Annotated in this window: 15 protein-coding genes, 1 tRNA gene and 1 pseudogene; 9 read left to right on the top strand and 8 right to left on the bottom strand. The window is 60.9% G+C overall.

Going from position 1 to position 13,387, the window contains the following annotated elements; translation table 11 throughout:
- The 3 genes and pseudogenes from Q0M35_RS04070 to xth all read right to left on the bottom strand — a co-directional run.
- Positions 1–189 (bottom strand): annotated as a pseudogene (locus tag Q0M35_RS04070) (hypothetical protein); the annotation flags it as partial.
- A 211-nt stretch (positions 190–400) separates the two neighbouring features.
- Complete coding sequence (locus Q0M35_RS04075; RefSeq protein WP_295312915.1) at positions 401–856, bottom strand: hypothetical protein; 456 nt, start codon at positions 854–856, stop codon at positions 401–403.
- 100 nt (positions 857–956) lie between these two features.
- Positions 957–1,739 carry an exodeoxyribonuclease III gene (gene xth / locus Q0M35_RS04080; RefSeq protein WP_295312917.1) on the bottom strand — a complete coding sequence of 261 codons (783 nt, stop codon included), beginning with the start codon at positions 1,737–1,739 and terminating at the stop codon, positions 957–959.
- 349 nt (positions 1,740–2,088) lie between these two features.
- Between xth and Q0M35_RS04085 the strand changes: the two genes are divergently transcribed.
- Positions 2,089–2,379 (top strand): DUF6749 domain-containing protein, encoded by a 291-nt coding sequence (locus Q0M35_RS04085; RefSeq protein ID WP_295312919.1) that lies wholly within the window; start codon positions 2,089–2,091, stop codon positions 2,377–2,379.
- 93 nt (positions 2,380–2,472) lie between these two features.
- Positions 2,473–3,525 carry a hypothetical protein gene (locus Q0M35_RS04090; protein ID WP_295312921.1) on the top strand — a complete coding sequence of 351 codons (1,053 nt, stop codon included), beginning with the start codon at positions 2,473–2,475 and terminating at the stop codon, positions 3,523–3,525.
- Positions 3,526–3,558: 33 nt separating this feature from the next.
- Here the strand turns inward: Q0M35_RS04090 and Q0M35_RS04095 are convergent, their stop codons facing one another.
- Complete coding sequence (locus Q0M35_RS04095) at positions 3,559–3,882, bottom strand: iron-sulfur cluster assembly accessory protein (RefSeq protein WP_295312923.1); 324 nt, start codon at positions 3,880–3,882, stop codon at positions 3,559–3,561.
- An 81-nt stretch (positions 3,883–3,963) separates the two neighbouring features.
- Between Q0M35_RS04095 and Q0M35_RS04100 the strand changes: the two genes are divergently transcribed.
- The 7 genes from Q0M35_RS04100 (at position 3,964) to Q0M35_RS04130 (ending at position 10,647) form a co-directional block, all read left to right on the top strand.
- Positions 3,964–5,106, top strand: coding sequence for a deoxyguanosinetriphosphate triphosphohydrolase (locus Q0M35_RS04100; protein ID WP_295312925.1), 1,143 nt, complete (start codon positions 3,964–3,966; stop codon positions 5,104–5,106).
- Between the two features lie 63 nt (positions 5,107–5,169).
- A complete protein-coding gene (gene argS, locus Q0M35_RS04105) occupies positions 5,170–6,912 on the top strand; it encodes an arginine--tRNA ligase (protein WP_295312927.1) in 1,743 nt (580 codons plus the stop codon).
- 77 nt (positions 6,913–6,989) lie between these two features.
- The gene (locus Q0M35_RS04110; RefSeq protein ID WP_295312928.1) at positions 6,990–7,955 is read left to right on the top strand and encodes an SPOR domain-containing protein; all 966 of its coding nucleotides are present in this window, start codon (positions 6,990–6,992) and stop codon (positions 7,953–7,955) included.
- Positions 7,952–8,950, top strand: coding sequence for a beta-N-acetylhexosaminidase (nagZ, locus tag Q0M35_RS04115; RefSeq protein ID WP_295312930.1), 999 nt, complete (start codon positions 7,952–7,954; stop codon positions 8,948–8,950). The genes Q0M35_RS04110 and nagZ overlap by 4 nt, the downstream gene beginning before the upstream one ends.
- Positions 8,951–8,965: 15 nt before the next feature.
- Positions 8,966–9,757 (top strand): ScpA family protein, encoded by a 792-nt coding sequence (locus Q0M35_RS04120; protein ID WP_295312932.1) that lies wholly within the window; start codon positions 8,966–8,968, stop codon positions 9,755–9,757.
- A 53-nt stretch (positions 9,758–9,810) separates the two neighbouring features.
- Positions 9,811–10,419, top strand: coding sequence for an SMC-Scp complex subunit ScpB (gene scpB, locus Q0M35_RS04125; RefSeq protein ID WP_295312984.1), 609 nt, complete (start codon positions 9,811–9,813; stop codon positions 10,417–10,419).
- A 63-nt stretch (positions 10,420–10,482) separates the two neighbouring features.
- Positions 10,483–10,647, top strand: coding sequence for a hypothetical protein (locus tag Q0M35_RS04130; RefSeq protein ID WP_295312934.1), 165 nt, complete (start codon positions 10,483–10,485; stop codon positions 10,645–10,647).
- Between the two features lie 6 nt (positions 10,648–10,653).
- Here the strand turns inward: Q0M35_RS04130 and Q0M35_RS04135 are convergent, their stop codons facing one another.
- From Q0M35_RS04135 to ihfA, 4 genes are all read right to left on the bottom strand, one after another.
- Positions 10,654–11,733 (bottom strand): 2'-deoxycytidine 5'-triphosphate deaminase, encoded by a 1,080-nt coding sequence (locus Q0M35_RS04135; protein ID WP_295312936.1) that lies wholly within the window; start codon positions 11,731–11,733, stop codon positions 10,654–10,656.
- Between the two features lie 67 nt (positions 11,734–11,800).
- A tRNA-Pro gene (locus Q0M35_RS04140) sits at positions 11,801–11,877 on the bottom strand.
- 57 nt (positions 11,878–11,934) lie between these two features.
- Positions 11,935–13,053 (bottom strand): MerR family transcriptional regulator, encoded by a 1,119-nt coding sequence (locus Q0M35_RS04145; RefSeq protein ID WP_295312938.1) that lies wholly within the window; start codon positions 13,051–13,053, stop codon positions 11,935–11,937.
- A 4-nt stretch (positions 13,054–13,057) separates the two neighbouring features.
- Positions 13,058–13,360 (bottom strand): integration host factor subunit alpha, encoded by a 303-nt coding sequence (ihfA, locus tag Q0M35_RS04150; RefSeq protein WP_169640185.1) that lies wholly within the window; start codon positions 13,358–13,360, stop codon positions 13,058–13,060.
- Between the last annotated feature and the right edge of the window lie 27 nt (positions 13,361–13,387).

Genomic DNA, 13,387 nt, shown 5'->3' on the forward strand with positions numbered 1-13,387 from the left:
GATCTTCGGGATCAGCCGTTCAACAATCTCGGTTTCCAGATCGTCGCTGATTGATGTCCAGACCTGAGCTGCTTCGATATTCTTAAGTGCGGTCAGGTCTGCTTCGACTTCTACAGACTGGACATCTGCCAGGGCAGCCATTGAGGTTGCCATCAGAAGAGCGGCGGCGGTCATTGTTACACGTGTCATCGTTTTACTCCTTCAAATCCGCCCCTCGTTTGGGGCGTTCGGGAGACAAACTGCCGCGATGCTACGGATGTTCCTAAGCGCCGCCCGGCCAGGCGGCTGTCCGCGCAGCCTGCCCGCAGACGGGGCATTCGCCATTCTGTGCGGCACCGCACAGGATTACGGGATTGCTTTTTTTACAGGGGGATATGGCCTGCACCCTGCCGCCCGGCGTCTATCCGCCTAAGATGCCGTCCATATTCTGGAGTACACCGATAATCAGGAATACCCCGGCAATCAGGAGAATGGTAAAGATAAAGAGCTGGAACAAAATGGCGCTTACGCCAAGCCCGACCGCAAAAAGAGCCGGGCGCCCGGGCTCGCGCCGGATCAGGCCGATGAGACCGAGGACGACCGCCAGCCCGGCCAGTATTGTGGCCCCGGCAATAAGCAACTGGTCGATGGTGCGTTCGGGCACTTCAGGCGGTGGGTTCTCTATCCCCTTGAGGGCATTCGTTGCAGAAAGGCGGATTTCTGCTGCGAGCTCTCCGATTGCCACTCCCGTGCTCTGCTGCGGCGCGAACGGACCGGCCCAAAGGTGAATTACCATGACCATCATTGCGATCACGCCGAGCAGAAAGCCTGCAGTGCCTGCATTCGGTTGAAAGTGGAAATTTTCTGTCTGGGTCATACCGGTACTCCGTTCGGGCATGGTTTTTACGGAGCATTGTGGCTGTGGTATGACCATTCAGAGCCACAGCAGGGGCGGTACCGGTCAGGGGACCGGACGCTCAGGCAGCCAGATCAATCCAGACCGGCACGTGGTCCGAGGGTTTATCGCGCCCGCGGATTTCTTTGTCGATCTGACAGTCTTTCAGCATATCTGCGGCCTGCGGGCTGAGCAGCAGGTGATCGATGCGGATGCCGTTGTTCCGGTTCCACGCACCGGCCTGGTAATCCCAGAAGCTGTAGTGTCCGGGACCCTGGGTGCGGGCGCGGAAGGCTTCGGTGAGACCCAGGTTAAGCAACCGGCGGAAAGCTGTCCGGCTCTCCATCCGGAACAGCGCATCCTCGCGCCAGTTCTCAGGTGTCGCTGCATCTTCTGACTGGGGAATGATATTATAGTCTCCGGCCATGACAAAGGGGACTTCTTCAGCCAGCAACGCACGTGCCCGGTCTTCCAGCCGCGCCATCCACGCCAGTTTATAATCGTATTTAGGTCCGGGCGCAGGGTTGCCATTGGGCAGATAGAGGCCGCAGACGCGGATCGCGTCGTGATCTCCCATGACCGTCGCCTCGATATAGCGGGCCTGATCGTCGTCGCTGTCGCCGGGCAGGCCGCGCGTTACATCTTCCAGTGGCAGCTTTGACAGAATGGCGACCCCGTTGAAGCTCTTTTGCCCGTGTGTCTCGACGTTATAGCCTCGCTCTTCGAAAATCTCACGGGGGAAATTTTCATCGACCGATTTGATCTCCTGCAACAGCGCCACATCAGGTTTCGCCTCGTCAAGCCACGCGGGCAGGGCGTCGATGCGGGCTTTGATCCCGTTGATATTAAATGTCGCTATTTTCACCACCGGTCCCCCGTTTTTCATCACCGGGTATCGCCGATGCAGGCAGGGCGCGCAACAGGTTCTGCCCAGGAGGGCCCGCCGGCACGGGTGCAGGAGATGTGATTCTCGTTAACCAATATTCGCAGCAGATCAGGAATGGTTAATATCCACAGAGTTATCCACCTGTGGACAACTTATTTTCAATACCCAACCGGGACGAAAATTCCACCACCCTGCCGAATTAGTGACCACGCAAGTCCTGTGGATAACGGTGTATTAACAGAGTGTTAACGAGAAATTATCTTTGAGTTTCCCGCGTTACGGGCAAGCGTTGACGGGCGATCTGAAACTCACACCAAAGGGATACAAAATGACCACCAACACAGCACTTCGCCTCGACATCACCACAGCGGCCCCGACAGCGGGCGCCGATATGTACTGCGGCGAAGCCACCGCATTGTTCACCACATCAATGGCACCCCGCGGCACAGATATGTTCAGCGGCGCCGGTACGGAACTCTTCACCACCTCCATGGGGCCGGCAGGCGACACCATGACCGGCGGGCAGACCGGGCTTTACACCACATCTATGGTCAGCGGCGGCGATATTCTGTCAGGTGAGGCAACAGGGCTCTTCACCACATCCATGACACCAGCCTGAGCAGTCAGACCGGCGTTCTCGCAGCCGTGATGGCCGCGAGAGCGCCGCAATGCGCGCTACGGCATGTGAAACACACCCCGGGGGGATCCGCAGATGAACAACATCGTACCGATCGGTCTGCCGAAGCGGCCCGGACTTGCCGTCCGACAGGCGCTGTTGCTTGAGAACTTTGCCCTCAACCGCCGGACCAGCGGTGATGTGTACTGGCTCAAGGAGAACGCAGAAATCCTCAACATACTGCGCAATTCCGGGGCCGGATTACTGCCGGATGCGCTTGAAGTGTACGCGCCGTTTTACGACACGCTTGAAGACAGGCTGCGGTTTTTCCCTCAGTACTACCGGTTTCTGCTGTCCATCTGCCTTGATCTCGAAGACCTGGGGATGAAAGGTGACACCGGAGTGCGCCTTTGCCAGCGCGTCGCCGGCAGCGACTATGCAGCCGCAGAGCTTTCCGACCTGCAGCGCGCTGAGACCCGGCACCTGCTGGCGCGACGCGGGCAGACAGGCAGTGATCCGCGTCTGACGGCGCGCCTGCATACTTTTATAAACACGCCGCAAACCTTTTCCCTGCCGAATAAAAAAGCGGCCTACGAGCTGACGCATATCGTCTTTTATCTCTCTGATTATGGCCGGGTCGTCCCAGATCTGGCGCCCGAGGCGATGAGGAGCCTTGAGTTTGCCGGGCTGTTGGCCTGGCTTGATCAGGATGTGGATCTGCTGGCAGAGGTCTGCATCGCAATCCGGTTCGCCGGGGGCACGCCGGGCGAGATCTGGGAAGACTGGCTGGCCTGTGAAAGTGCCGGATTTGTTCTGATGCCTGACAGTCCTGACGGCGGACCGGACGCATATCATGAATATCTCGTCACCAGCTGGTGGGCAGCGCAGACCGGTGCGGCCTCGTTTCCCGGCGTTTCCGACCGGCGCGGGCTCAGCATCTGCCGGGTCGCTGCCGGGCGCGGACCATTGCGCAGCATATCAGAGTATATGTTCCGTCTCGGGGACGCACGCAGCAGTGACTGGCATCAGATGCGCGGCCTTCTGCAGACCGTCCTGGCCGAGGATGAACATCGTATCCTGGAAGGTGCCGCGGCATCATCAGATGTCTTTGACGATTTTTTTCAGGGATTCGCACGCGCCGGAAACTGATTTAAATCAACGGACTGCACTGCGATATTTAACCTACATCGAGAACGATGTACCGCAGCCGCACGAACTGGTGGCGTTGGGGTTTTCTATGACGAAGCGAGCGCCGATGAGCTCTTCGGTAAAGTCGATCACCGCATCCGTCAGAAAAGGCAGCGACACGGCATCGACGACCACCTTCTGACCCGCACCTTCGAGGATCAGATCGTCTTCCTTCGGCTCATCCAGCACAATTTCATACTGAAACCCGGAACAGCCGCCGCCCTCGACAGCGACCCGCAGGGCCTTGCCCTCGGTCGCAGCACCGATCTCGGCGAGCCGTTCAAACGCGCGGGAGGTCACTTTGGGGGGCAGCTGCATTTGCGGGCTCCGTGTAACGGTTTCATTCAACACTTACCTGCAATATAGAAAGTCACAGGACAGGCCACAAGGACCGGCGGTATGACTGCGCTCTTCGCTTCTGATCCTGCGACCGCCAGGGGACGGCGGTTCGCGGAGGAGGAAAGCACCTTCCGCTCGTGTTTTCAGCGCGACCGGGACAGAATTATTCACGCCAGCGCCTTTCGCCGGCTCAAGCATAAAACCCAGGTTTTTATCGAGCATGAGGGCGATTATTACCGCACCCGGCTGACCCATTCGATCGAGGTGGCGCAGGTGGCGCGCACGATCTCCGGGGCCCTGGGGCTGAACGCCGAACTGACCGAGGCCATCGCTCTGGCTCATGATCTGGGCCACACGCCTTTCGGACACACCGGTGAGGATGCACTTGCCGCTCTTATGGCGCCCTACGGAGGGTTCGATCACAATGCCCAGGCGATACGCATCGTGACACACCTGGAGCGTCACTACGCCGAATTCGACGGGCTCAACCTCACATGGGAAACGCTGGAAGGGCTTGCCAAGCACAACGGGCCGGTCACGGGAGAAATCCCCTGGGCGCTGGCGGCATGCAACGCGCAGATCGATCTGGAGCTGCACACCCATGCAAGCGCCGAGGCGCAGGTGGCGGCGATTGCCGATGATGTGGCCTATAACCACCACGATCTGCATGACGGGCTGCGCGCTGAGCTTTTCTCCACCGACGAACTGGCGGAGTTGCCGGTTCTGGACCGGTGCTTCGGGCGGGTGGATGAGCTCTATCCGGGGCTAAATTACTACCGGCGGAGGCACGAGGCGCTCCGGCGGTTTTTCGGTGTGCTGGTGGAGGACGTGATCCGCTTTGCCCAGGAGCGCCTTGCCGGGATCGGGCCGCAGTCCGTGCATGATGTGCGGGCCGCGGGCCGGACGGTGATCCGTTTCTCGGACGAGATGTTTTCCGATCTGAAGATCATCCGCGCTTTTCTCTTTGAACGCATGTACCGCGCGCCCAGCGTCGTGGAAATGCGCGCCGAGGTTACCGACGTAGTCAACGGGCTCTTTCCGCTTTTCATGTCGCACCCCGACCAGTTGCCAAAGCAGTGGCGCAAGGATGTGGAAGAGGCGGACACTGAAACCGCGCTGGCGCGGATCGTGTCGGATTATATCTCGGGAATGACCGACCGCTTTGCGCTGCAGGAGCATGAACGGCTGATCGGCCTTGGCTGAGCGCGGTTGACCCGGGCCTGCGGCGTGATACACCGCGCGCAGTCTGTTCGACAGGAGCCGGAAATGAACCTCTTTGCTGATATCCGCGATCTGGTGATCGAAACGCTGACGGCCCTGCAGGCTGAGGGCGCGTTGCCTGACGGTCTGGCGATGGACAATGTCACGGTCGAGCCGCCGCGCGATGCAGCCCATGGCGATATGGCGACGAATGCCGCCATGGTGCTGGCAAAACCCGCTGGCATGAAGCCGCGCGATATCGCCGCGGCGCTGGCGGAAAAGCTTGTGGGCGATGACCGGATCACGTCCGCCGAGGTTGCGGGTCCCGGGTTTCTCAACCTGCGTCTTGCGCCCTCAGTCTGGCAGTCAGTGGTGAAAACGGTGCTGGAAACCGGCACGGATTTCGGACGCGGCAGCGTCGGGCAGGGGACCCGGGTGAATGTAGAGTATGTTTCGGCCAACCCCACAGGTCCGCTGCACGTGGGCCATACCCGTGGCGCCGTTTTCGGCGACGCGCTGGCCTCGCTGCTCGGTTTTGCGGGCTTTGACGTGACGCGTGAGTATTACATCAACGACGGTGGTGCGCAGGTCGATGTGCTCGCCCGCTCGGTCTATAACCGCTATCTCGAAGCGCATGATCTCTCCGTCGACTGGCCCGAGGGGACGTATCCGGGCGATTACCTGATTGAAGTCGGAGAAAAGCTCAAAGAGCTAAAAGGCGATGCTTTCGTGGATCAGCCCGAAGAGGTCTGGCTCGAAGAAGTGCGGACTTTTGCCACCGACGCGATGATGGATCTGATCCGTGCTGACCTCAAAGCACTCGGCGTGGAGATGGATGTCTTTTACTCCGAAAAATCGCTCTATGGCACCGGTCGGATTGAGGCGGCAATCGATGTTCTGCGCGGCAAGGGTCTGATTTATGAAGGCGTGCTGGAGCCGCCCAAGGGCAAAAAGCCCGAAGACTGGGAACCGCGCGAGCAGACGCTGTTCAGATCCACCGAACACGGCGACGATGTGGACCGCCCGGTGATGAAATCCGACGGCAGCTGGACCTATTTTGCGCCGGATATCGCCTATCATTACGACAAGGTTTCGCGCGGGTTCGACGCGCTGATCGACGTTTTTGGCGCGGATCACGGTGGCTATGTCAAACGGATGAAGGCTGCGGTTTCCGCTCTTTCTGACGGGAAGGTGTCGCTTGATATCAAGCTGACGCAGCTGGTGAAGCTCTATAAAAACGGCGAGCCATTCAAAATGTCCAAACGGGCAGGGACCTTTGTGACCCTGCGCGATGTGGTGGATCAGGTCGGGCCGGATGTGACGCGTTTTGTCATGCTGACCCGTAAAAACGATGCGATGCTGGATTTCGATTTCGACAAAGTGCTTGAGCAAAGTCGGGAAAACCCGGTTTTTTACGTGCAGTACGCCCATGCGCGGGTGGCCTCAGTGATGCGCAAGGCGGTTGAGGCGGGCGTTGATGTCAGCGACGAGGCGCTTGCTGCCGCGGACCTGAGCTTGCTGGATCACGAGGCAGAACTGGCGATGGCCGGCAAGCTTGCGGAATGGCCGCGGATGGTCGAGACCGCCGCGCGCAGCAACGAGCCGCACCGGATCGCCTTCTATCTTTACGATGTCGCAGGCAGCTTTCACGCGCTGTGGAACCGGGGCAATGACGAGACCTCGCTGCGCTTTGTGCAGGACGACCCGAATGTCACACAGTCGAAAATTGCGCTCGCACGGGCCGTCAGCGTTGTAATTGCAGCCGGTCTTGGTATTCTTGGCGTCACACCGGCGCAGGAAATGCGGTAACAAACCGCCGCCTGCGTCCGAGCAGCAAACGCAGACAGACCTCAGGGGCAATGTATCCCGGGGGCAGTGAGGCAGTGATGGCGGATATTCAGTTCTCCCATAATATGGGGGCCTACGGGCGTACTCCCGAGGCTCAGCCGGAGGTGTCCGGCACCTCTTTGACAACAATGACCAATCTGGCAGGCGCCGCCCTGTCACTGGCGCTGATCGCGGGGATCGGGGTCTGGGGCTACAAGCTGATGGTGCGTGATGTCAGCGGCATTCCGGTCGTGCGCGCCGTTCAGGGCGACATGCGGGTGCGTCCAGAAGAGCCCGGCGGGCAGCTTGCCCGTCATCAGGGGCTCGCGGTCAACTCGGTTGCCGCGGAGGGTTTTGCCTCCGGTCCGGTGGATCAGGTCGCGCTGGCGCCGCGCACAGGTGGACTCGCGCAGGAAGATCAGCCGGTTCCGCTTGTGGCACCCGTGACCGCTCCTGAAGCGTTGCGCCCTGCGGCAGAAGCATTTGACCCCCCGTCGGCACCGGTTGATCCGGCGCCGGAAACAGCGACTGCCGATGTGCCGGCACCTGCAAAGAAAACACCCGCCGCGAAAGTGCCGGCTGATACGGATGCCGCTGTGTTGCTCGCGGCGGCCGAAGCTCTGCCGCTTCCTGAAGAGGTTCTGGCAGACGGGCCCGGCCTTCGGATTTCTGCGCGACCGCGTCTGAGGCCGGCGACCGCCCCTGCGATGGTGCAGAACGCGTCCTTTACCACCGCACCTGCGACGGCCGAGATTGATCCTTCAAAAATCCCAGGCGGCACACGTCTTGTGCAGCTGGGTGCTTTTGACAGCGCGGTGATCGCACGCGGTGAGTGGGACCGGCTGGCAACCAGCTTTGGCGATTATCTCGACGGTAAATCCCGTGTGGTTCAGGAAGCGCAATCGGGGGGGCGTACCTTTTACCGCTTGCGGGCCATGGGCTTCAAAGATCTGAACGATTCCAGACGCTTCTGCGCCGCCTTTAAGGCTGAGGGCGTGGATTGTATCCCTGTCGCGAGTAAATGAACCGGTTCGGGGCGACGATCCTTGACGCGGACGGGCTGAGCCTTTCTGCTGAGGAAAAAGCGTTTTTCCGCGATGTGAATCCATACGGATTCATTCTCTTTGCCCGCAACATCGATACGCCGGATCAGGTGCGCGCGCTGTGCGACGAGATGCGCGCCTGTGTCGGGCGGGATGCACCCATCACCATCGATCAGGAAGGTGGACGGGTGCAGCGTCTGCGTGCGCCGGTCTGGACGGAATGGGAACCTCCTCTGGAGTTTGTCACCGCCGCGGGCGAGAAGGCCGAAGAGGCGATGTATCTGCGCTACCGGCTGATTGCGGCGGAATTGCACGCGTTGGGGATCGACAGCAACTGCGCGCCCATGGTTGATGTGGCAGGCCCCGGCACCCACGCATTTCTGCACAACCGGTGCTATGGCACTGACCCGCAAACCGTTGCGAAACTGGGGCGGGCCGCCGCCGAGGGGATGATCGCCGGAGGTGTCATCCCGGTGCTCAAACACATTCCGGGACACGGTCGCGCGACAATGGACAGTCACTATGATCTGCCACGGGTCAGCGTCTCGCGCGAGGAACTCGACACGGTTGATTTCGCGCCCTTCCGGGCGCTGAATGACCTGCCCATGGGGATGACCGCGCATCTGGCATATGATGCCATTGATGACAAACCCGCCACCCTGTCGGAAAAGGTGATGAAGGTCATCCGCGAGGACATCGGGTTTGAAAATCTCATCATGACAGATGATCTGGCGATGAAGGCACTCAAGGGCAGCCTTGCCGATCTCACGCGCCAGGCGCTAGCAGCGGGCTGCGATGTGATCCTGCACTGCAACGGCACGCTCGCCGACCGCCGCGCCGTGGCAGAAGCTGCAGGCGAGATGAGTTTTGGGGCGCAGACCCGCGCGCTGCGTGCGCTCAACGGTCGGATGGCGCCCGACGATATTGACATTTCCCGCGCAACTGCTCAGCTTGGGACGCTGTTGAGCAGGGCGTGAAAGTCGATATGAGGCATGGCTGAAATCCCTTTTGAGGAAGACGCAGTTTCGGTTGCGGACCGCATGGCGGCCGAGGCGCTGATTGTCGATGTGGACGGGTTCGAAGGCCCGCTCGATCTGCTCCTGACACTGAGCCGCACGCAAAAGGTCGATCTGCGAAAGATTTCGGTTCTCGCACTGGCAAAACAGTATCTGGCCTTTGTCGAAAAGGCCAAGGCGCTGCGGCTGGAGCTTGCTGCGGATTATCTGGTGATGGCCGCCTGGCTGGCCTTTCTTAAATCCCGTTTGCTACTGCCGCCTGATCCCACCGAAGAGGGGCCCAGCGGCGAAGAGCTGGCAGCGCATCTGGCCTTTCAGCTGGAACGGCTTCAGGCCATGCGCGATGCCGCTGCCCGCCTGATGGGGCGCGACCGGCTGGGGCGTGATTTCTTTGCACGCGGTCAGACACATGAGGTCACCCGGACCCGCAAGATCGAATACACTGCCACGCTGCTCGATCTGATGCAGGGCTATGCGCGAATCCGCACCCGCGACGAATTCCGCCCGTTTGTGATGGACCGGGACGCGGTTTTCACCATGGAGCAGGCGCTTGACCGGATGCGCGGGCTGATGGGATTTGCCGGAGACTGGACGGATATTTCCAGCTACCTGCCCGAAGGCTGGGAAGCCGACCCGGTGCGGCGCCGGTCCGCCACCGCTTCAACCTTTGCGGCCTCGCTGGAGCTTGTTAAGGAAGGGTATCTCGAAATTCGCCAGAGCGACACATTCGCGCCGCTGCAGCTGCGCAAAAAGGACCGGCCCTCTTGAGCACAGAGCCCGACATCAGCGACACAGAGCAGAGCCTCTTTGAGGCCCCTCCGATGGGCGAGCAGGAGCGCATGGTCGAGGCGATCCTTTTTGCGACCGCAGAGCCAGTCTCGCTGCGCGAGCTGACCGCGCGCATGCCGCACGGATCGGACCCGGCAGAGGCCATTGTCCATCTGCGCAAGCGTTATGAAGGGCGCGGCGTGAACCTGTGTAAAATCGGCGATGCCTGGGCGGTGCGCACAGCACCCGATCTTGGCTTTCTGATGCAGCGCGAAACAGTCGAGACCCGCAAGCTCAGCCGGGCAGCCGTGGAAACGCTTGCGATCATCGCCTATCACCAGCCTGTCACCCGTGCTGAGATCGAAGAAATCCGCGGTGTTTCGGTCAGCCGCGGTACGGTGGATCAGCTGCTGGAGATGGAGTGGATCCGCTTTGGCCGCCGCAAGATGACGCCGGGGCGACCGGTGACCTTTGTGGTGACCGAAGGTTTCCTTGATCACTTCGGCCTTGAGAATGCACGCGATCTGCCCGGGCTCAAAGAGCTTCGTGCCGCCGGACTTCTGGAGAACCGGCCGCCGCCGGGCAGCCTGCCAATTGCCGGTGATCCGGATGAGGGCGACGAAGAATCTACCGAAGGCCAGAGCGAGCTGTTTGAGGACTGATCTGCCCTGAAAATCGCCATATTCCCGCGCTATCGTTCTGTCAGATTAAAAAAAGGACAGGCAATGGAACGGGCACTGATTATGATCCTGCGGATGATAATGCGCAGGCTGATGAACCGGGGTATCGGTGCAGGGATGAGAAAAGCCGCCGGTGATCAGCGCGCGCACAACGGCGCGAAACACCTGCGCCGGTCAGCTCGTATCGCCGGGCGCGCCACGCGGATGTGAGCGGCGTTATTCCCGCGCTCTGAAGTGTTTGGAAAGCTTAAGGCCCTGGCCCTGATAGTTCGACGCGATCCCCGCGCCATAGAGTTGCGTGGGTTCTTCGGTCATGGCCTCATAGACCAGACGGCCGACGACCTGACCGTGCTCAAGCACAAAGGGCGCCTCGTGGCAGCGCACTTCCAGCACACCGCGTGATCCCGCACCGCCCGATGCCGCATGGCCAAAGCCGGGGTCGAAAAAACCCGCGTAATGCACGCGAAACTCGCCGACCATCGCGAGATAGGGCGCCATCTCAGCAGCATAGCACGGCGGGATCGTTACAGCCTCACGGCTCACCAGAATATAGAATGCGCCGGGATCCAGGATGATCTTGCCGTCATCGCTGTGCACGTCTTCCCAGTAATCCGTCGCGCGGTAGTGATCGATTTTATCAAGGTCAATCACGCCGGTGTGCGGCTTGGCGCGGTATCCTACCAGCGTGGTGCCGGGCAGGCGCAGGTCGACGGAAAACCCGAGGCCCGCGTCAATCACCGGATCCCGGTCGACCAGCGGCGTTTGCGCGTGCAGGGCGCGCAGGGCTGTGTCGTCGAGAACGGCCTCTCCGCGCCGGAAGCGGATCTGGTTCAGCCGCATGCCCGGTCGCACCAGCACCGAAAAAGAGCGCGGGCAGATCTCGGCGTAGAGCGGTCCGTGATAGCCGGGCGCGATGCGGTCAAATTCGGTGCCGCCGTCGGTGATCACCCGGGTGAGCAGATCGAGCCGCCCTGTGGAGCTTTTGGCGTTGGCGACGGCCTGTATATCATCGGGCAGGGCCAGCGATTCAATCAGCGGCACCACATAAACACAGCCCTTTTCGAGCACAGCGCCTTCGGTCAGGTCCACTTTGTGCATCTCAAATTCTTCAAGGCGATCTGAAACACGCGCCCCGGCACCGGTCAGGAAAGATGCGCGGACCCGCCAGGCCGTACGACCCAGACGCAGGTCGAGACTTGCCGGTTGTATCTGGGCGTCAGTGACAGGGCGGCTGGTGGCAATCTGGTTTTCATCGATCATCTTTGCGATCGTCTGGTTTGGTAGAACGCCATTCATGCCGCCGGCTCCTGAATAGACAAAGGCCCGCGCAACGGCTGCGCGGGCACTTTATGGATGTCGGTAGTGGTCGGGCTAGCAGGACTCGAACCTGCGACCTTCCGTCCCCCAGACGGACGCGCTACCAGGCTGCGCCATAGCCCGACATGAGCCGCTTCATACCCGATCAGAGCCCGATGGCAAGACCCAAATGCCACCGGATCAGTCTTTGCCGGCATCTTTACCCGGGCCCGAGAGATCGGCCCTGAGTGCTGCAAGCTGTTTCAAAAGCGGCCGGATCCGGTCAGCCGTGTCGCTGTCGATCCGGGTGATGCGCGCGAGCGCCGTAAGCGCGGAGGGCGCCACGTCGATCTCATCCTCATGCGGCACTGGCGGCACATCGACTTCGGCAGGACGCACCGGTTCCCGGGCCGCCCCGGGTGGCGATACAGAGAAGGGGCCGGTATCTGCGTCGGTGCTGTCCTCAGCGCCGGCGGCGATTTCCTCAGGCTCAAAAGGTGCTGCCTCTTCCGGCGTTGTCTGCGAGGGCAGGTCGTCATCGCGCTGCGCGATACTGTCGTCGTTGCCCGCATCCTGCAGGGGTTTTGTCAGGAAGTCCGGCAGATCTGCGGTTTCACCGGCGGTGGCGTCTTCGGCTGTAATCCCGCCAGCGGCGGCTCCGGCCGGCGCAGTATCCTCCTGCTCCTCCGGCAGGCTTTCGCCTTCAGCAGAGAGATCAGCGTCGCTGTTCTCTGTCTCCGGTGCAATGTCATCCCGGACAGGTTCGTCGCGGGCGTGCGAGAAACTCACGTCTTCGGCAGGGTGGTCGCCTGTCTCTTCCGGCTCAGCATCCTGAGGGGTTTCGGCATTGTCTTCGGCTGTGTGTTCCGCAGGTCCGGGCGCACCGCTTTCGGACAGCTCAGGTCCGGGATCGCCGGCCTGCTCAGCGACTTCTTCAGGTTCGGGTGCCGCGTCCTGCCCGGGCGCTTCGTTTCCGGCCGCTGGTGTTGATGCAAATGCGGGGGACGCGGCCGTGTCTTCGTCCAGCGCGGCCATGGTCAGATCATCAAGAGGCTGGGACATATCGGCGACATACGCCACGCCTTTCTCGCGCAGCATCTTCTGCGCCCCTTTGATGGTCAGTCCGTCTTCGTGCAGCAGTTGCCTGATCCCGCCGAGCAGAAGCATGTCGGAGGGCCGGTAATACCGCCGGCCACCCGCGCGTTTGATCGGCTTGACCTGTGAGAACTTACTCTCCCAAAAGCGCAGCACATGCGCCTGAACGCCCAGCCAGTCAGCAACCTCTGAGATTGTGCGGAATGCGTCCGGCGACTTGGACATCAGGTCAGGACTTGTTTCCGTCTGCCACGCGGTCCTTCATCAGATGTGAAGGCCGGAAGGTCAGAACCCGGCGGGGGTTAATCGGAACTTCTTCGCCCGTCTTGGGATTGCGACCGACGCGGGCCGATTTGTCACGCACGGAAAAGGTGCCGAAAGATGAGATCTTGACCTGCTCGCCGCGCACCAGCGCATCCGACAGATGTTCAAGCACGGTTTCTACGAGCTGGGCGCTTTCGTTGCGCGACAGGCCAACCTCGCGGAAGACTGCCTCACTCAGATCCATACGTGTCAGTGTCTTTTCGGCCATCATATCCCCCCACGGTTTTAAGCAACC

The sequence above is a fragment of the Roseobacter sp. genome (assembly GCF_024639605.1).
In the GTDB taxonomy this organism is placed as follows: Bacteria; Pseudomonadota; Alphaproteobacteria; order Rhodobacterales; family Rhodobacteraceae; genus Roseobacter.